The organism is Rhodococcus sp. 05-2254-2 (assembly GCF_002259095.1).
GTDB lineage: Bacteria > Actinomycetota > Actinomycetes > Mycobacteriales > Mycobacteriaceae > Rhodococcoides.
Map to the genome: position 1 here is coordinate 234535 of NZ_NOZJ01000021.1, position 17751 is coordinate 252285.

At 64.3% G+C, this 17751-nt stretch carries 19 protein-coding genes; 7 read left to right on the forward strand and 12 right to left on the reverse strand.

Annotation, left to right across the window (positions count from 1 at the left end; genetic code table 11):
- Window positions 1-130 precede the first annotated feature (130 nt).
- The 6 genes from CH283_RS23900 (at window position 131) to CH283_RS23925 (ending at window position 6006) form a co-directional block, all read left to right on the forward strand.
- Window positions 131-1303 carry a site-specific integrase gene (locus CH283_RS23900; protein ID WP_027494235.1) on the forward strand — a complete coding sequence of 391 codons (1173 nt, stop codon included), beginning with the start codon at window positions 131-133 and terminating at the stop codon, window positions 1301-1303.
- A 101-nt stretch (window positions 1304-1404) separates the two neighbouring features.
- On the forward strand, window positions 1405-2394 hold the full coding sequence (locus tag CH283_RS23905) for a hypothetical protein (protein ID WP_052059180.1): 990 nt from the start codon (window positions 1405-1407) through the stop codon (window positions 2392-2394).
- A 259-nt stretch (window positions 2395-2653) separates the two neighbouring features.
- Complete coding sequence (locus CH283_RS23910) at window positions 2654-3640, forward strand: DUF302 domain-containing protein (protein ID WP_080729192.1); 987 nt, start codon at window positions 2654-2656, stop codon at window positions 3638-3640.
- The gene (locus CH283_RS23915) at window positions 3641-4192 is read left to right on the forward strand and encodes a sigma-70 family RNA polymerase sigma factor (protein WP_027494238.1); all 552 of its coding nucleotides are present in this window, start codon (window positions 3641-3643) and stop codon (window positions 4190-4192) included. It begins immediately after the preceding gene.
- Window positions 4189-4866 (forward strand): zf-HC2 domain-containing protein, encoded by a 678-nt coding sequence (locus tag CH283_RS23920; RefSeq protein ID WP_027494239.1) that lies wholly within the window; start codon window positions 4189-4191, stop codon window positions 4864-4866. Before CH283_RS23915 ends, CH283_RS23920 begins: the two co-directional genes overlap by 4 nt.
- Window positions 4867-5370: 504 nt before the next feature.
- Window positions 5371-6006: a uracil-DNA glycosylase gene (locus CH283_RS23925; protein WP_051364861.1), complete on the forward strand. Its 636-nt coding sequence runs from the start codon at window positions 5371-5373 to the stop codon at window positions 6004-6006.
- A gap of 31 nt (window positions 6007-6037) precedes the next feature.
- Here CH283_RS23925 and CH283_RS23930 read toward each other — a convergent pair whose 3' ends face one another.
- The 9 genes from CH283_RS23930 to CH283_RS23975 form a co-directional block, all read right to left on the reverse strand.
- Entirely contained in the window at window positions 6038-6385 is a 348-nt protein-coding gene (locus CH283_RS23930) for a hypothetical protein (RefSeq protein ID WP_051364864.1), read from the reverse strand.
- 95 nt (window positions 6386-6480) lie between these two features.
- A complete protein-coding gene (locus CH283_RS23935) occupies window positions 6481-7653 on the reverse strand; it encodes a TDT family transporter (RefSeq protein WP_080729195.1) in 1173 nt (390 codons plus the stop codon).
- 69 nt (window positions 7654-7722) lie between these two features.
- Window positions 7723-8628 carry a LysR family transcriptional regulator gene (locus CH283_RS23940; protein ID WP_230074817.1) on the reverse strand — a complete coding sequence of 302 codons (906 nt, stop codon included), beginning with the start codon at window positions 8626-8628 and terminating at the stop codon, window positions 7723-7725.
- A 170-nt stretch (window positions 8629-8798) separates the two neighbouring features.
- Entirely contained in the window at window positions 8799-9833 is a 1035-nt protein-coding gene (locus tag CH283_RS23945; protein WP_051364866.1) for an arsenic resistance protein, read from the reverse strand.
- Window positions 9830-10261, reverse strand: coding sequence for a MerR family transcriptional regulator (locus CH283_RS23950; protein ID WP_027494242.1), 432 nt, complete (start codon window positions 10259-10261; stop codon window positions 9830-9832). The genes CH283_RS23945 and CH283_RS23950 overlap by 4 nt, the downstream gene beginning before the upstream one ends.
- A 312-nt stretch (window positions 10262-10573) precedes the next feature.
- Window positions 10574-11452 (reverse strand): phosphatase PAP2 family protein, encoded by an 879-nt coding sequence (locus tag CH283_RS23955; protein ID WP_051364869.1) that lies wholly within the window; start codon window positions 11450-11452, stop codon window positions 10574-10576.
- Between the two features lie 367 nt (window positions 11453-11819).
- Complete coding sequence (locus CH283_RS23965) at window positions 11820-12380, reverse strand: universal stress protein (protein WP_027494243.1); 561 nt, start codon at window positions 12378-12380, stop codon at window positions 11820-11822.
- Window positions 12381-12406: 26 nt separating this feature from the next.
- Window positions 12407-12772 carry a fluoride efflux transporter CrcB gene (crcB, locus tag CH283_RS23970; protein WP_027494244.1) on the reverse strand — a complete coding sequence of 122 codons (366 nt, stop codon included), beginning with the start codon at window positions 12770-12772 and terminating at the stop codon, window positions 12407-12409.
- The gene (locus tag CH283_RS23975) at window positions 12769-13254 is read right to left on the reverse strand and encodes a fluoride efflux transporter FluC (protein ID WP_027494245.1); all 486 of its coding nucleotides are present in this window, start codon (window positions 13252-13254) and stop codon (window positions 12769-12771) included. Before CH283_RS23975 ends, crcB begins: the two co-directional genes overlap by 4 nt.
- A gap of 934 nt (window positions 13255-14188) precedes the next feature.
- Between CH283_RS23975 and CH283_RS23980 the strand changes: the two genes are divergently transcribed.
- Window positions 14189-14782, forward strand: coding sequence for a recombinase family protein (locus CH283_RS23980; protein WP_057479451.1), 594 nt, complete (start codon window positions 14189-14191; stop codon window positions 14780-14782).
- A 760-nt stretch (window positions 14783-15542) separates the two neighbouring features.
- Here CH283_RS23980 and CH283_RS23990 read toward each other — a convergent pair.
- From CH283_RS23990 to CH283_RS24005, 3 genes are all read right to left on the reverse strand, one after another.
- The gene (locus tag CH283_RS23990) at window positions 15543-16016 is read right to left on the reverse strand and encodes a hypothetical protein (RefSeq protein ID WP_032382580.1); all 474 of its coding nucleotides are present in this window, start codon (window positions 16014-16016) and stop codon (window positions 15543-15545) included.
- 78 nt (window positions 16017-16094) lie between these two features.
- Window positions 16095-16496, reverse strand: coding sequence for a hypothetical protein (locus CH283_RS28495; RefSeq protein ID WP_057479449.1), 402 nt, complete (start codon window positions 16494-16496; stop codon window positions 16095-16097).
- A gap of 332 nt (window positions 16497-16828) precedes the next feature.
- On the reverse strand, window positions 16829-17554 hold the full coding sequence (locus CH283_RS24005) for a YoaK family protein (protein WP_048320416.1): 726 nt from the start codon (window positions 17552-17554) through the stop codon (window positions 16829-16831).
- Window positions 17555-17751 lie beyond the last annotated feature (197 nt).

Here is a 17751-nt window from a genome sequence, read left to right on the forward strand (position 1 = left end):
TCATGGTCACCAACGTCAATTGTGCGGTGACCGACGAGAATTTTCCTTCCCGCACCGTCTCCGCGGAAACGCCTGCTCAGCGTGCTTTCGGCCTGAGAAGTCTGTCGGGAGGGCCCGCTACAGTCCAGCCATGACAGATCGCCAGCTCGTAGACGGCCCGACCACGATCCCGGCTGTCGTGCCGGGTGCCGCGGCGGTGTTTCCAGACCTACCGCCCGAGGTTGCTGCTCGGATCGAGCGTTCCATGGCCGCGTCCCGCTCGACCGGTACCCGCCGGGCCTACACCTCGGCGTGGCGACGCTTCGAGACCTGGTGCACCGTCGCCGGGCACCACGCGTTGCCGGCGCATCCCGCGACAGTGGCGGCCTACCTCGTCGCCGCGGCCGACACGCTCACCGTCGACGGGACGCGGGCGTACGCGGCCGCGACGTTCGGCAAGTGGATTGCGGCGATCGCCGACCGCCACCGCGCTACCGGACACGACAACCCGTGCGGGCACGAGATGGTGCGCGCCACCCTCGCCGGTATCCGGCGGGACTACGCGTCGGCGGGGGAGCGGCCCCGCAACCCGCGCGCACCGCTGCTGACCTCCGACATCACCACGATCGTCGACCACGCCCGACGCACTACAGCGGGGTGGGCGTCGGAGGTGCTCGAACGCCGCGACACCGCGCTGCTGCTGATGGGATACACCGGCGCATTTCGACGCAGCGAACTCGTAGCGCTGGAATGCCGCGATGTGCGCCGCGACCGTCTCGACGGTGCGCACGTACGGATCCGAAGATCGAAGACCGACCAGGACGGAACCGGCATCGGAACGGTGAAAGCGCTTCCGTTCACCGACTGCCACGAATCCTGCCCGGTCTGCGCGTGGGTGCGATGGCTGCAGATCGTCGCCGCGTTCGACACCGGGGGCAGAGCCGCCGTCATTCGACTGCTTTCTCGCGCAGCACAATTCGACTCCCATCTCTGCCGCGGCACCCTGCCGACCGCCGAGAAACGGTCGCCGCTGTTCCGGTCTGTCCGCAAGAACGGCAACCTCTCCGACACTGTGTTGTCCGGGGCAGCGGTCCATGCGGCGATCCGCCGCCGCGCAGCTCACGCCGGGTACGACCCCGAGACTGTCATGCAGCTCGGCGGCCATTCCCTGCGGGCAGGATTCGTCACCCAAGCCTTCCGTAACGGTGCCGATGCACATGCGATCATGCGCCAGACCGGGCACACCACACCCGCAATGGTCGAGACATATGCCCGCGAGCACGCCCCTCTGGTCGGCAACGCGGTCACCGAACTCGGTCTATGACCGGGCGTGTGACTTCACCCGTGAACGCCGATAGGGCGACCGGGGTAGATGCTGACCACGACGACTGCACCGGTTCGATTCGACCAGCGGATATCACGAACGTGGCGGTGCCGAAGCGGGATCGGCACACGTGGTCACTGTTCGAGGACTGGTGCACCGCCCATGACGAAACACCACTGGCGGCCTCCCCGGATTCACTTGCTCGGTTCCTCTCGGCGCACCCCGCGGCGTCCACGACCCAGCGCCGCCGGATCGCGGTGATCGACGCCGCCCATTCCCGGCACCTGTTACCCCAGCCGGGCCGTGCGGAGGTCGTCCGGGCTGCGCTGGACGTGGCGCGTACGGCGCGCCTGCACGAGCTGGCAGCCGTGATCGGCGGCGTCATCGCGCGCCTCCCCGAATCCGGTTGGCCGTCCGAACTGTTCGCGCGGCGAGACGCCCTCGTCCTGGTCTTTGCCTCGACCGGTCTGCCGTACACCCAGATCGCGGCCCTGCGGCCCTGCGACGTCACCGCCGATCCGAGGATCGATGCCCTTCGTATCGACACAGGCCGCGGCGTTCGCACCGTCACTCCTCTCGCACTGATGGAGACGGGTATCTCGCCGCGGACGGTGTTCCAGCGCTGGTTGGAGGTGCTGGGCCATCACACGCGGTACCCGAACACTCGAATGCTCGCCGACGCTCTCGATGCCGTGGGCGGTACCGGGCTCAGCGGATTCGACCGGTACGTCGATCCGGCCGGTCGACAGCCGCTGTCGACCGCAATCGACCGGTGGGGTCACACCCCGCTGACTGCGACTGCACTTACCGCCCATGCGGTCGCCGACATCGTTCGAGCGCACCTGGACGGACGAGCACCTGTGCACCGACACCATTCGGTGCAGGCACGGCAGCCGAGCACAGATCTCGTACCCAAGCCCGCCTCGGCTTCGCTACTCGACCCCGGCTACTACGAACACGGGACTCGGGCACGCCGAGACGCACACCAGCTACTCGGTGGCGTCGATTCGACGCTCGACGACGTCGAAGAGCGTGCGGATTCACTGTTGAAGCGGCTTCTCGAATTCGTCGAGGCAGAAGTGCCGCCGTGAGGTCGGCCGTTCGTGCCGCGAAGATGGTCCCTGCACCCGTTCAGGCCGCTTCTGTGGCGTGGAGACGCTCGACGAGACCGGGGTGAACCGATCGATCAGATCTCCGCTTGCGTGAACTCGACTGTGTCGCCCTCCGGTGCACCGACATTCCGGGAGCAATCGCCGGAGGGAACTTCGGTTCGGGTGAACCCCTCAGGCTCGGTGTGCGTACACCACAGTGAAGCCCACCGCTGGCGTGGGCACGAGGACAGGACACGTGATGAGCACTTCAAGGTTCCGTATGGCAACGTCGCTGCTCGCGTCGGCGGCGGTGATCGCCCTCGCCGGGTGCGGTTCCACCGAACCCACCGGTTCGGTGGCGGTGTCGAGCACTCCGGTGTCCACGTCGGCGGACGCGAAGGCTGCGACACCCGATGTGGCACCGTCCGAACCCGGACTGGTGGTGTACGCCAGTAACTACTCTGTGAGTGACACGGTCTCTCGGGTACAGCGCGCGCTGGAGACGGCGGGAGCTGTGGCAGCCACTGTGGATTTCGAGAAGTTGGCACAGGGAGCAGGTGAGACGATCCGCCCGACCACCGTGGTGATCGGGGGGAATCCGAAAGCGGCGTCGCCGTTGATCGCCGCGGACCAACGGGCCGCGATCGACCTTCCACAGAAGTACCTGGTCTGGCAGGCCGCCAACGGAACGGTGTTTCTGGCATACAACTCCGCCGAGTACATCGCGACGCTCGCAGGCATCCCGGTCTCGTCCGACGCCCTCGACGGACTCCGGGCCGGCTCGGCATCGACCGCGTCCGATGCGACGGGATCCTCGGCGGCCGCCGCAGAGGGCACCGATGTGTCCGCAGCGCCGGGATACCTGGTCGAGAAGACCAGTGATGCATCGGTTGCAGCGTCCATTGCCCGATACGAGGCAGCGTTCGCGGCCAAGAATCAGCCCACAGTCGCAACCGTCGATCTCGCGTCCGCCGCTGCCGAGACACCTCTGAGGCCCACCATGGTCACCTACGTCGGTAATCCTGCGGTCTCGACTGCGCTGGTCGGAGCGCAGCAGACCATGGGGATCGACCTCCCCGCCCGATACGTGGCGTGGCAGGATGCCGAAGGGATCGTTCACGTGGCTCACCCCGATATCCGTGTACTCGCCGCTCGGCATTCGATCTCGCCGACCAATCCTGTTCTCGACATGGTCGCCGCCGCCACGACCGGTTTCACCGATGCCGCTTCCGGCTCGGGCAGTTAGGTGGACGGTGTCGAATCCGGCTCACAGCACAACCACCAGCTCGTCGATGCGTCCGAAGTCGCCATGTCGGCGCTCTTCCGCGAGCACCAGCACGCAGTGACTCGATTCGTCAGCCGCTACACCCAGACCCGCGAGCAGTGTGAGGACATCGTCCAGGAGACGATGTTGCGCGCGTGGCGCGGGATCGACCGCATCGATGTGACGGCAGCATCGACGCGGTCCTATCTCATGACCATCGCGCGAAACGTACTCACCGATCAGTGGCGGGCGAGCACGAGCAGGCCGACTCTCGTCCACGATCAGATCGCACTCGCCGCCGAGTGCATCGACGACGAATTGGGCGGGGTCCTCGACGGGTGGCTCATAGACGAGTCGCTGCGTCGGTTGTCCGAGGAGCATCGAGCAGTCATCGTGCTCATCTACTACGAGGGTCGAACCGTCTCCGAAGTGGCCGCGCACCTCGATATCGCGGTCGGCACGGTCAAGTCCCGCTCCTATTACGCTGTGCGTGCCCTACGCCGGATCTTCGACGAGTTGGGATTGATTCCATGAGCTCAGCGCACGACGAGATCCGACCACTGCTCGGGGCGTACGTACTCGACGGACTCGAGCGCGACGACCGAGCAGCGGTACGACGACACCTCGACGACTGCCTTGCCTGCCGAACCGAAATCGACGTCCTGGCACCCGTCGCAGGAGTGCTTCGACGTCGCAGGCAGCCAGCAGATCTCTCACCGGTGCACTCGACGGCCGGTGCAGACCAGCGACTCGACCACCTGCTGAGCGCGATGAGGCATCAACGGACCTCCGAGAAGAGGCGGCGGCGAGTGTGGACTGCGGTGTCGGCGACCCTCGTTCTGGGAGTCGCTGCGGCGATCGTCCCGCTCAGTACCCTCGCCCGCTCCGACGATTCGACAACGGTGAACGATGCGGGTGCCCGCCCGCTCGTTCTGTCGAGCACCGTCGGGGCCACAGGTGACCTCGAGCTCACCACGAAAGCCTGGGGCACATCGATCGACGTCGACGTTCAACAACTCCCCGGCGCAGGCATCCTCACTCTGCAAGTGGTCGGCAACGACGGGACTCGACAACAAGCAGCTCAATGGTCGGTCACCGCGAGCCGAGCAGCAGCGGTGACCGGCGCAACGTCCCTTTCTGTCGAGGACATCCACTCGATCGTGATCGACGATCCGGCGGGCAACACGATCGCGCGGGCCTCTCGCTGAGACCGAGTCGTCACGGACACGGGCAGGTTTCGATGCGGTGCCTCGGACAGCGTGTCGGTCGCGTGGCCGCCCGAACGGCTGGACCGCGGTCGAGTGAGATCGGGACGCTGACGACGTACCCCGGATCGACATCCGAGTCCGAACGCGCTGGCTCTGCGTTCGCCGCACCGCATCGGTCCGTCGCTCGTTTTCCGGACTCATTCCAGAAAAGTCGTGCATACTTTCGGTCGGTTCGGTACCCACTGTGGCATATACCAAGGGGGGTATGTAAGTACCCTAGGGGGTATCCGACCTGATCTGGAATCGAAGTCGATGAGAAGACGGGTGCAATAGGCACCACACGGCCTGTCGTGGTTATCTCATAGGTGTGTTCAGGCAGCGGAGTCGTCAAACGCTCAGCAGTGGTCGTCGAGGCGAGCCACCGAGAGCTGGCGTCTACGGCTCACGGTGCGTTTCCCCATGGCCAGCAGTACGTGTGGCGTGGGTCAGCAGTGAGTGCGGCGTATGACAGATGATGACGTGTGGTCCGGAAAGCACGCCCGAGCGCACGATGCCCCGGTCCGCTCACTCAATGCGTCGGTGTTGCGATGGAGGATCGACACTGCACGGTCCATTCCACTGTTCGATCCCGACGACGGCGGCGACGCGGCTCGCTGTCTGGTGCTGTTGGAGTCTCCGGGGCCGAAAACGATACGTCCGGGCGGGACCAACATGTGTTCGTTCGACAATCCAGATCGAACGAACCCCGTGCTGAAATCGGTGTTCGCCGACGCGGGTATCGACCGGGTGCAGTGCGTCAAGTGGAATATTGTGCCGTGGGCAGTGCTCGATGACGCCGGTCATCCGGTATCGCCGACGGCATCCGTTCTCGGTGAGGCGGGCCCATATGTCGGCGAGCTTATGGCCTTGCTGCCGAAACTGGAGGTGGTTTTCGTTCTTGGTGCGAAGGCTCTCGATGGCTACATGCGCGTCATCACTGCATCTGCTCCCACCCGCCTCCTCCCGGTGATAGCGGCACCGCACCCCTCGGCTCGCAACGCACACGCACCGGCGGCTGCTCGCCAGCGGTTGATCAACGCAGCACTGTCGGTCGCAACGCACCTGGAGAAGGCACCTGAACCCCGCACTGTGCTGAGGTAGGGCGGATCGTGCTGCTGCTGCCTCCGACCGGTCAGTCCTGGTGGGGCTGGCGTTCGCCGGTGTCGGTGTCGATGTCGATCACCTCGTCCGGGCTGTCGGGGTGGTACTGGATGATGTGTGGTTCGGCGGCACCCCGGCGTGCACCGTCTCGATATGAGAACCAACATCCCGCGAACAGCACCACTGTCACGATCGCTGCGACGACGGTCCAGCCCTCGAACCCGCCGGCGAGGGCCGTGAGAAAGGCCCCCGCAGCAGCTGTTCCCGCCATCAGCAACAGCCAGGTCAGATAATTTTCGGTGACTCGTGCCCAGACGCGTCCGCGGCTGCCCCGTCTCGGGGTATCGGAAGTCGGTGTGTCTGCATTCGGTGTGTTCATCGTGATCGTGAGTCCTTTCCGGGGTCAGTGGTCGATTGGATCAACGCTGTTCGTTCGGTATCAGCGTTCCGAGTGGGTACTACCCGGCGGTCGGTTCAGCTGGGTTGAAAAAGTTTTCCTTGCACGCTGCCGCGGAGAGTGTGGGCGGCGACTGTGCCCCAGGCTGCGAGCAAGGCCGCATACAGTCCGATTGCAAGGGCCTCGACCGCGGCCGACCCCAGAGCGCCGCCGAGGGCAGTGGCACCGGTGACGCAGGTGCCGATGGGGAAGGTGAACGACCACCAGGTCAGTGAGAATGTCAGTCCCTTCTGGGCGGCATGGATGGTGAGGGCGGTTGCGAGGGTGAACATCAAGACGCCGAAGCCGCCCATCGTCAGTCCGTACAGAATGCCGAACACGTGCAGGCCGGTTGCGACGGAGGCGGTCTCGCCGGTGAACACCAAGGGTGCATCGTTGCCGAGCAGGTTCGCGGCGGTGATCGATTGACCGATCATGCCGAGGGTGATCCACACCGTCGGTGCTGCCTGGACCGGCGGGATTCCGCCGTGGACGAGCCGTCCGTAGATGAGCGTCATGGTCAGCATTCCGATGATCAGTGACAGCCCGAACATCGCGTAGCAACCGGACAGCATGGCCAGGCGCCATTGCCCATCCGCGATATGAGGGAGCAGCAGCGCACCGGTGGAGGCGGACACCATCGGCGGTACGACGGGCATCAACCACGCCGGGAGTGCGACGGCGGTCTGGTGATCGTGGGCGGTGATCATCAGGTAGGGCACGAGAATGCTGGTGATCAGCCCGAGGGCTGTGCCAGCGGTCCACAGGACGGCAAAAATCACGGTTGCGGGCGCCGCTCCGATGACGTCTTTGCCCAGCAGCATCGTCCCGGCACCGACGGTCAGCAGCGCCATGGGGGGTGCGCCGTAGAACTGCACCATCACCGGATGCGCGGCGTGCTCACGCGCATACTGCCGGTGTCGGATCCAGTGCACTGCGAAGGCACCGGAGAGTGTGATCAAGGCGACCGACGCTGCGATCCACACGATCGTTGCGAACACGTGCAGTCCGGGGATGTGGGCGGGCAGGGTGGCGGCGGCGTTGGCGACGATACCGGTGCCCATGACCGAGGCGAACCAGTTGGGGGTGATGTGTTCGAAGATCTGGCTCGGGTGGTCGAGGTCGGAGAGCACCGGCCACTTGCGCGGCCGCTCGGTATCGTCGCCGCGCCGAGACGTGATGGAGGAGCGGTGCAGAGCTGTCGTGGTCATGACTTCCAGCGTCCTCGCACACAGTCGTCACCGGTAGACACCGATTACCTGGCCGGTCCCAACCTCAGGTTATGACTGCGGGGATTTGAGGGCGACGACGAGCAGGTCGCTCGACGGTCCTCGCAGTTCACGGCCCGCGGGCCACACGGCACGCAGGAACCGGCGCAGGTCGAGCCCCTCTGTGTGAACGCGGGCCAGCGTTCCGGCGGCGATCTCGGCGGATACCGCGAGGGAGCTGAGTACGGCCGGTGCGAGGCCGCCGATGACGGCAGCTTTGATGGCAGTGGTGGAGGACACCTCGAGCAGTGGCGCGGCGAGTGGGCCCGCAGTCCGGAGCGCACGTTCGAGCGCGAGACGTGTGCCGGACCCGGGTTCGCGGGTGACCAGCGGTGTCGCGGCCAGTTCGCTCGCCGTGATCGTTCGTCGAGCCCATTGATGATCGGGGGCGACGACGACGACGAGTTCGTCGCGGGCAACGTCCTTCGAGTGGAGTCCGCTGGGCAGATCGGGGCTTTCGACGAATCCGATGTCGGCGCGGCCGTCGAGCACCGATGCGGCTACGTCGACAGAGTTTCCGGAGGTGAGAGTCGGTGTGATGGAAGTGTCGTGGGAGCGCAGTGTGATGAGCCATCGCGGTATGAGGTATTCGGCGATGGTGAGGCTTGCGGCGATACGAATGTGGCTGTGGCGGTCGGTGCGCAGCATTGCGATGCTCGTGGCGAGCTCGGCGGCTTCGGCGATGACGCGCTCGGCCCAGCCGGCGACCAGTTCGCCGGTTGCGGTGAGGGTGGCACCTCGCTGCCCGCGATGCAGGAGTGCTACCCCGATGCGGCTTTCGAGTGCTTTCAGGCGTGCGCTCGCCGCTGGCTGCGACATGTCATGCGCCTCCCCTGCGCGTCCGATGCTTCCCAGCTCGGCGACGGACAGCAATAATTCGTAGCTGATCAGGTCGGTCACATGGGTCGGCAGGGGCACGGTGCCAGCGTAGAGACTGCAGTCGTAGCGGGCGCGGAGCCCACAGGCGCGTTTGCCGGAAAAGTCCCCATTCGATGCTCAATGCTCGCGGGAAGTGGAACGGGGTCGCGGCACTGGATCCCGTGGTTCGTTCACCCTCACTGACGCCACCTGCTTTTATCCAGTTCTCGTCACCCAGGATTGCCTTGGTTCGTGCGAGTTGTTTCGAACTTCACCGGTGCTCTCGCAGCGTGAGCTGGGACAAGGCAGGGGATGAGTCGGACGTAGGCGACCATTCCGATCAGCTCCACCAGTGTCTGCGTCACCACGACCACGGCAGCAAGAGACAGTGCTGGTGGCAGCGCGAGCGCCAGCGGCAGAACGACCAACGAATTTCGGGTGGCACCGGAGAAGATCAAGGCCCGAGCGTCCGGGACGTCCAGGCGGGTCACTCTGGCCGTCGCCCATCCGACAACCGCCATGATGACCAGGAACGCGACGAAGATCGGCACCGCGGCAAACAGCTGGGAGCCTTCGGAGCGGACTGCGTCGATCTGCGACGCCACGACGACGGCAAGAGTGGCCATCATGACCGGCACCATCGCCGCGGCCATCACATCCATGATCTGGGTGCCGATACGCCGACGACGCGCAAGTGCTTGCGTCAGGGCCGCCAACACCAGAGGAACAACGATCAACAGCACGAACGCTTCGACGAACGGTGCAATGTCGATGATCTCCACCAGCTCGGACCCGACGAACAACCACAGGTAGAGCGGCAGGAACGCGATCTGCAACAACATCAACAGCGGCGCGCTCGCGAGGAGCCGTTCCGACGCTGCACCGGCCAACCCACTGAAGACGATGACGTAGTCGATGCAGGGAGCCAACAACACCAACAGCACACCGACGAGTACCGCCTGATCAGCAGCAACGAACCGGGTCAGAGCGAATACGACGATTGGAACGAGCACGAAATTCAGTACTACGACGCTGAGCAAGAATGTGCCGTCGCGCAGCGATGCGCCGATGGCGGAGAACGGAACCGCGAGGAACGTAGCGTAGAGCAACACGATCAGTACCGGATTGATAGCAATCTCGAACGCATGCGCCGACGACGGCGCACCCAAACCGACACCGCCACCGATGAGCAGGGCCAGCAGGTAGAGCGGGATCTGGAACTTCTCCAGCCACGCCACCACCGAGGTGGTGCTCGATATGTTCATGCGGTGCCCACCGCGGTGTTCGCTGAGATCAGCCAGGTGCAGTCCGGATTGCATGGCGTCGGCGCGTCGGGTGTGTCCCCGAGCCGGGCCAGCGCGTCGGTCAAACTCTCACGCAGAGCGGTCAATTGAGCGATCGATTCGTTGGCGTGCGCGATGTGGGACTCGATGGCGGGGCCGAGTTCGGCTTTGACTGCTGCGCAGGAGTCTTTCTCCCAGACACGAAGGAGAAGTTTGATCTCCGGCAGCGACAGGTTCAGGCTCTTGGCGGCGGTGATGAACGCCAAGCGTTGCCGAGCGCGGTCGTCGTAAACGCGGTAACCGTTCGCCGAACGGTCCGCCGGGAGCAGGCCCTCGCTTTCGTAGAACCGTAGCGTGGTCGCCGGGACGCCGGTCGCCGATGACAGCTGTGAAATGCGCAGAGCGGACATGCGCACGAGGATAAACCTTCGAGTCGGGTGGAAGGTCAAATCCTTGACCTTCCACGCAGGTGCTGGGGCTAACGTCGGGCCATGTTCCCAGCGAGACCGCGCCCGGACGTCCGGGCGCTCATCCGTCTAGACCTGACGCCTCTCAGCGAGATGAAGGCCCCGTCGGCGTGCACGCTCTCAACGGCTGACCAACCTGAGGGTATCGAGTTGTGGGCAACGATCCTCACCTGCGCTACCAGCCGCGGACGGTCGACGGCGGACTTGTATTCACCTTCCCGTCACGTAGTGCTCGGAGTCGGAGTGGGTCCGCGATCAGTCGGGTGAGGCTGCCTGAGGGGTCGGTCCGAGCCGGACATTGACCCAGTGTCGGACCGGAGGGATCGACCACATGGTCCACAGTGCGAGGAGCGCAGTGCTGGCGGCAAGAATGCTCGCGGCGACGTCGAGCGGGAAATGTACGCCGAGGTACAGCCGGGAGGCAGCGACGGCGAGCGCGAACAGCACTGATGTCGTGCGGGCCAACCGCCGGACAATTACGTGCGCCCGAGCGGTGAGCAGGACCACAAGCCCGATCATGGCCGCAGCCACCGCTGTATGTCCAGACGGGAACGACCACACGGTGTCGGGAGGAATCAGCCAGAACCGTTGCGGGGGACGGGGTTCGCGGATGCTGTATTTCGCGATTGTCGACACGACGAGGGTAGATGCCATCACTGCCAGGGCCCATGCCGCGTCGACCCGTCGGCCTCTCCACGTGAGCCATGCGGCGATACCGATCGCCACCACGATTCCGACGACCGGTTGTGCGCAGTCCGTGACAAATTCGGCGAGGGCAGTGGCCCAGCCGGCGCGATGAAGGGCGATACGGTCGTGGAACCGCAGACCCGCCTCTGTCACAGCAGTGGTGGAGGCGAGAGTGCCGGCGGCGAGCAGTGCGGCAAATGCGAGCAGAGCGGCGGCAAACGGCCGAATCCACGGACGAGCAGGAAACATAGGTGACTTTCCTTGGTTGGGTTGCGTGGGATGGACGGTGGGGTGCCAGGTGCGGCGACGACCGGTGGCGAGTAGGGCGGCCACTGCGATGACCTGGATTGCGGGAACGACGGTGAGCGACGCGGGAATCGAATGTCGTAGAGCAGATCGGTTTTCGGCTGGGGAACGGATGGCTTTGCCGCTCCGTTCGTCGATCACGAGAACGCAGACGCGCCAGTGCGCCGGCGATCCAGAGGAAGTGCACGGCGATGACGGGGTGGGCGTAACCGGAAACGTCGACGCCCAGAAGCGGCGGCTTGGTGTATGCCACCGGGCCGGAGACCGAGCGCACCATCAGCGCTGCGACCTCGTCGGATGCGGTGACCACACCCCGACGACGAAGGCGGTAGCCCCCCGCGAGGCGAGGGGGCCGGTGATCGAGCGGGCACCTTCGTAGACGAAGTCCGCGAGCATGCTGACCGTCCCGAACGCGACAACGAACCGACACGCCCCCCATCGATGGTCGTGGCGGTTCGGTGGATTTCTTTCTGGAAGCGCGCGGCGGGAACCCGGTGCGGCGGATGGGTCACCGGCGTGTTTGGGCTGCGTCACTATGCTGCCTATCGGTAGCGGGGACGAGGAGGACCGGGCGGTGGGCGTGGCGGGCGAGTGTCGCGGACACCGATTCGCCGACGGCCCTCTCCACCAGTGACATCATCCCGCCGCGGGTGGTACCGATGATGATCATCAGGGCGTCGTTGGCGTCGGCGATCGTGGTCAACAGTCGAGCCGGGTTGCCCCGCCTCGAGTAGAACGCCCAGTTCCCGGGGATGGCGGCCAGCATCGCGCATGCCTCGCGGCGCTCTTGTTCGACAGCGTCGGCGATGCGTTGTTCCCAGTCGTCGCTGTCCGGGTCGATCGGCAGGTCATCGGTGTCGACGATGTGCGCTACATGCAGGAACGCGTTCAGTCGACCGGCAAGGTCCATCGCGTAGGTCAAGGCAGCGTGGCTTGCTGGGTGCCGGTCGAACCCCACGACCAGGTGGCACACCGGTTCTACCGAGGCGGCGGGGCCGTCCACCTGTAGCGGAGCGCGCCAGTCCCCTAGGTCGTCGCAGGAGGCGTGGCTGGGATCGTCCTCGGTCATTGTTTTCTCCTCATATTGTTTTCTCCTCATACGGAAGCCAGGACGAGACCGGCACCGCCGGCGACGACAGTCACCAGCAGGGTGCCGACCGCGTTCAACACGCCAGCGATGTACTTCTGACGTTGGATCAGCCGCACCGTCTCGAAACTGGCGGTGCTGAAGGTGGTGTACCCGCCGCAGAAACCGATGCCCACGATCAGCTGAAGTTCCTGGGGTAGTCCGTGGAAAAGGATCAGTCCGGTGACGAATCCGAGGAGCAGTGATCCGGTCACGTTGATGATCGCTGTCGCCCAGGGAAAATCCGACGCCCGGCGGTGCCTGATGGCCCCGTCGAGCACAAAACGGACGATCGCCCCTGCACTGCCCGCGCAGGCGATCCAGAGTGTCGTCATTGTGTTGCCTCCGCGGGCCGTGTCCGCAGTCGCGCGGCGATCGCGATTCCGGCGGTGGTGGCGACCAGACCCACCAGTACGGTGCCGGCCGCGTAGCTGCCGGCGGCCCACCACTGATGGCTGCGCAGAAACAGATCGGTATCGACGGCCAGTGTGCTGTAGGTAGTGAACGAACCGAGCATCCCGGTGCCCACCAACAGCCGGACCCGCTGCCGCCACCCTGTGTCCGGGCCCAGGCGAGCCAATCCCTCCAGCAGCATTCCGAGCAGGAACGCCCCGACGATGTTGATAGCGAAGGTCGTCACCGGCCAGCCACTCGCGGCAGAGGAACACCACAGTCCGAGTTGGTATCGGAGCGGGGCCCCGACCAATCCACCGACACCGACGGCGGCGATCGCGGACGCTCGCGCATGCAGCGGGCTTGGGGGCGCACTGTCGGGATCGACCGGTAGGGTCGGATTCGGGTCGTGATGGCCGTTCATGGACAGACTCCTTCCACTCAGGGAAAGGAGCCATCAGCCCCAGGGTTGGGGCGGTTCAGACAACCCCCTACGGGGCGGTCTCGGCGGAGATCCATCGCCGGACACCACTATAGCCTGACCAGGGATCGACCCAAGCAGATCCGATGTACGTTCGAGATTCTCGGTCAGCAGGCCGAGGTGTCTATGTGCCAGCGCTGCAGCTCAACAACCGAACCCGGTTGTTGAGCTCGACTAACGGCCACGACGGCACCGGCCACGACGGCACCGGCCGTGCAACGGGTCGGATTGGACACCTGTGTTCGCGTATCAAGCCCGGTATTCCCGATCCGCCGACCACCGCGATCTTCTCAACACGGGTACGTGGCACACGGCGTCACCAAGACGCTGAACATTTCGCCGAACACAGCATTGTCGTCGAACTCAGAGCGGGCACCAGGCTCGGAACCGAGGTTCATTGCCACGCCGCATCGACACGCAGTCGACTAGACCACACTCGAACATGAACTGCGCCACCCAATTTAACCCCACTGCAGTAGGTCGAGAGTGAATCGGGATACTTCGAATCGAACGCATAGAACGTCTGGCGCACAAGCGCACTCAACATACCGGTGACGAGCTACGTCAAAGTCAAAGACTCCAAGGGAACACACACGACGTGTCGAGGGCAATCATGTTCACTGGTAGATCGAGGACTTTTCGATCACAGAAGCTGTTCTATATGGTGGTTGTACGCGTAGCTCGGCGGGATGAATGCTACTGACCGGCGCTCCCGTGTGGTGGGTAAGTGCAGTCGTCTTCTGAACTAGTGCAGTCGTCTTCTGAAACTGACAATCAGCCGATCCGTCGACCAGCCGTTGAGTAGTGCCAAAAACGTACGCGAAACCCGCGCATGTCAAAACATTGAAACCGATGAGTTGTGGCACAGTGAACCATCGTGGGCCACAAATACGGATACGCCAGGGTCTCAACCGCCGAACAGAACCTCGACCTACAGAGCGACGCCCTGAGCGCCTTCGGCTGCGAACGCATCTTCACCGACACCGCGAGCGGATCCACCACCACCCGGCCGGCACTGACCGAACTCCTCGACGTCCTTCTGCCCGGCGACGTGCTCGCCGTCTGGCGACTCGACCGACTCGGCCGCAACCTCCCACATCTCATCGAACTCATCGCAGACCTGAAAACCAGGGGAGTGGCGTTCGCGTCGGTCACCGAACAGATCGACACCACCACCGCCGGCGGAGAACTCACCTTCCACATCTTCGGGGCCCTCGCCAGCTTCGAGCGCCAACTACTCCGCGAACGCACCCACGCCGGCCTCGCAGCAGCCCGCGAACGAGGAAAGGTCGGCGGCCGCCCACCTGCACTCACGGTTACGAAGAAGCGGGAGGCAACGCGAATGCGGAACCAAGGCAACACAATCGGTGACATCGCCGACGCACTCGGGGTCAGCAAACGCACCCTCTATCGCCACTTCGAGAAAGCCGCACACCAAAGCCGGACTGGAGTTTCCAATGACGCCCACTGAGATTGCAGTGTGTTCCCTGATAGTTGCTGTCATCTCACTGGTGGCAACAGTCAGCTTTCAAGTGCACAACGTCCGCAAATCGCGGAGAGAAGTACGCGAAAGAATGCAGCGACACGTCGAAGCTGTGACCGTCTCACCGACGCACATCCAGAGCGCGGGCGAAGGCGTCGTGCGAGCCCAGAGCAGCGTCACAAACCACGGGGACAGACCTATCACGGCCGTAACCTTGTGGGTCGATAGTCAGTACGTCAAGCCTGGTCAAACGCCTTTCACTGGCGCACACACCGTCGAACCCGGAGCGACTCTGAACTACGACGAACTCCTTCTCGCGGAGCCCGATCCCTACCCGGTCGACGGTAACGACAAACTCAGAGCGAACGTCGGCTTCACCGACTCGGACGGCTACGCATGGCAGAAGTGGGCCGATGGGCACTTCCAAAGCCCACTCTGGGTTGGACCGTATCGAGGTCGACTACCCAAACGGCTTATGCGTGTTCCGCTCGTGGCGAAGGCCGAACTCAGGTGGCGGCGACGCCGGCACCGACCACCGACCCGGCAGCAGAGGCCTCCGCATCGGCCGACGGGAACGTGAGCGGTCGACGCTGACGTTACCGCCCACCAGAAAGAGGCTGCCCCTCCACTCGCTATCGAACGAATGCGCGAGAAGTGTTGTGTAGAGGCACATATGGAGTGCGTACTTGATGTGGGACGGTGCGTCTGAGAGGCGTTGCGTCCCCGGCATGCCGGGTACCCGTAGCGGTCAGTCCAGTCTTCCGAAATCCACCCCATTGTCGTCTTCCGACTTGGGCTTCTCGTCGAACGAGTACGCGGCTGGGCCGCGAGATCCCGAACGAAACGGCGAGATTTTGTGGGTATGAGACCCCGCTGTGACGATGATGGTCTTCGGGGTGCTCACCCATTCGATGACCGTCACCGGACCCATTCTCAGCACCGCGAGCTCCTCGCCGTCGACGGCATGCGCTTTCACCCCGACTGCGGGCGGCAAAGAAGTGATCAGAACCCACCAGGTAGGTCCAGGTGCGTCACCGGGCCACACCTGCTGTTTCAGCTCGAAGGGAAACGACTCCGGGTCGGTCGTCGAAAGGTCGGTCGTAGAGCCCCAATCCAGGTCACTGTCGACGGCAGCGGCCGGCACCACGCGCATCGTGTCGTCGTCACTGCGGTACTGCGCGACGAGTCCGGACGCAGGGAGGAGCAACGTGTAGTCGGCCATCTGAACCAGTTCTCCATCCGAAGGTCATGCACAGGTGTGGGATGCGACCACGATCTTGTCGCATCCCACACCTGATTGCTAGAACGAGTGGTCCCCACCGAGTGAGTCGCCGGACAAATGGTCCGCCGGCCGGAACCGGTAGATCGTCGCCTGGCCGGCGGGCGGGCCGTCCCGGTGCGCGACGGGGCTACGCACGTAGAAGTACCAGAAGCCCTGCTGGCCTTGGATGCTCACGCTGACTTCGGCGCGAGCATTGTGGTCGTAGTTGTCGTTGTCGCGCAGAACCGCGCGGCTGGCGCACGAGCAGGACCGCAATCCACCCGGGGCAACCGAACTCTGGTTGCTGTAGATCTTGAAGTCGAGCTCGCTGCCGGCGTCGACGACTCCCTCTGCGCCATTCCACAACGACACCAGGAAGAACGCCGACGTCGTCCTCACCGACGGCCTGATCTGGAACTTCGCCGACGCACACGCGATCATGCGTCAAACCGGACACGCCACCCCGGGCCTGGTCGAAATCTATGCCCGCGAGAACGCTCCGCTCGTCGGCAACGCCGTCACCGAACTCGGTCCGTGACGGCCGAGCGCAACTCCATCCGATGCAACTAACGGCATCGCTGACGCGTGGCATCGAGATCAGGACCAAGTGAGAAATGATGTGTATCGAGCCGAGCATCCTCTCCACACGTCCGAACCGATCGGTTCACGTTGCGCCAGTGTTACGTCGGTCGAGTCCGGGCGGGTTCAACCGGTTCGAGCAGAACAGTCTCGGGAGTGCGGACCCGTAGATTTTCGCCGGACGGGAAGAGGGCCTATCCCCACAGGGATCGTCGCTCGGTGTGGGTGAAGGTGAAGATGGTTGCCAGCAGGCTGATGGCTGCGGTAACCAGGAGTACTTGAGGTCCGGTGATCACGACACCGATCAGAGCCCCGGCTGCACCTCCGGCTGCGAAGGAGCCGAGAAGCATTGCGTAGCAAAGCCAGTCGAGGTAGGTACCGCCTCCCAGTAGGTGTCTCTCGATCCCTTGGCCCAGTTTGACGACGGTGCCGGTGACGTAGCTCAGGGGAATGTAGGTTTCTTCTCGTTTCGTGAATGCAGTGTTCAGCGCGCCGAGGGCGAACGCAACCAACAAAATGGGATAAAAATCTACGCCGTCGGACGACCAGCCGGAAACTCCGATGTCGATGAGTCCTGCCACGGCGAGCGCGATGGTCGTGACAACCGTTGCTCCGTGCGGGTGATTTGACCAGTATCGGCGGCGGCAGATCGACGCGATCACCACTCCCGCCAGAAAGGCACCCATCAACGCCAGTGCGGCCCACGGCGATGCGCCGGGTGCAACGGGCTTTCCTTCCGGACTGCCGAAATGGCCGATGACGGCGCGTTCGGTGTTGCCGGTCATGAACGTCACGAAATACCCCGCCGAATGCAGAAATGCGACAGCACCCACCATTCCGGCCAGCGCGGACAGTATCCACGACAGTCGAGCCTCCGCGCCGATGGCTGTTTCGCGGCTGAGCGCCACAAAAGATGTCATGTTTCGAGTCTCCGGGCTGTGGACGGTGCCGCAAGTCGATGAGGTGCAGCTCACTCGGTGGCTCTTCGGTCTTCGTATTCACTTCGGGAGCAATCGAACTGCCGCCTGGCCCTCGCCTGCCGACGACAGTGACAAGCCCACCCAGGGGTGTGATTTGCGTGCTCACGCAACACGAACTCGCCGCCCAACCGCGCGTG

What these genes read in the sequence shown, in the direction of transcription:
- CH283_RS23900 (WP_027494235.1), top strand. Translation starts at nt 131, where the DNA reads ATGACAGATCGCCAGCTCGTAGACGGCCCGACCACGATCCCGGCTGTC.
- CH283_RS23910 (WP_080729192.1), top strand. Translation starts at nt 2,654, where the DNA reads ATGAGCACTTCAAGGTTCCGTATGGCAACGTCGCTGCTCGCGTCGGCG.
- CH283_RS23920 (WP_027494239.1), top strand. Translation starts at nt 4,189, where the DNA reads ATGAGCTCAGCGCACGACGAGATCCGACCACTGCTCGGGGCGTACGTA.
- CH283_RS23925 (WP_051364861.1), top strand. Translation starts at nt 5,371, where the DNA reads ATGACAGATGATGACGTGTGGTCCGGAAAGCACGCCCGAGCGCACGAT.
- CH283_RS23930 (WP_051364864.1), bottom strand. Translation starts at nt 6,385, where the DNA reads ATGAACACACCGAATGCAGACACACCGACTTCCGATACCCCGAGACGG.
- CH283_RS23935 (WP_080729195.1), bottom strand. Translation starts at nt 7,653, where the DNA reads ATGACCACGACAGCTCTGCACCGCTCCTCCATCACGTCTCGGCGCGGC.
- CH283_RS23945 (WP_051364866.1), bottom strand. Translation starts at nt 9,833, where the DNA reads ATGAACATATCGAGCACCACCTCGGTGGTGGCGTGGCTGGAGAAGTTC.
- CH283_RS23950 (WP_027494242.1), bottom strand. Translation starts at nt 10,261, where the DNA reads ATGTCCGCTCTGCGCATTTCACAGCTGTCATCGGCGACCGGCGTCCCG.
- CH283_RS23965 (WP_027494243.1), bottom strand. Translation starts at nt 12,380, where the DNA reads ATGACCGAGGACGATCCCAGCCACGCCTCCTGCGACGACCTAGGGGAC.
- crcB (WP_027494244.1), bottom strand. Translation starts at nt 12,772, where the DNA reads ATGACGACACTCTGGATCGCCTGCGCGGGCAGTGCAGGGGCGATCGTC.
- CH283_RS23975 (WP_027494245.1), bottom strand. Translation starts at nt 13,254, where the DNA reads ATGAACGGCCATCACGACCCGAATCCGACCCTACCGGTCGATCCCGAC.
- CH283_RS23990 (WP_032382580.1), bottom strand. Translation starts at nt 16,016, where the DNA reads ATGGCCGACTACACGTTGCTCCTCCCTGCGTCCGGACTCGTCGCGCAG.
- CH283_RS28495 (WP_057479449.1), bottom strand. Translation starts at nt 16,496, where the DNA reads ATGATCGCGTGTGCGTCGGCGAAGTTCCAGATCAGGCCGTCGGTGAGG.
- CH283_RS24005 (WP_048320416.1), bottom strand. Translation starts at nt 17,554, where the DNA reads ATGACATCTTTTGTGGCGCTCAGCCGCGAAACAGCCATCGGCGCGGAG.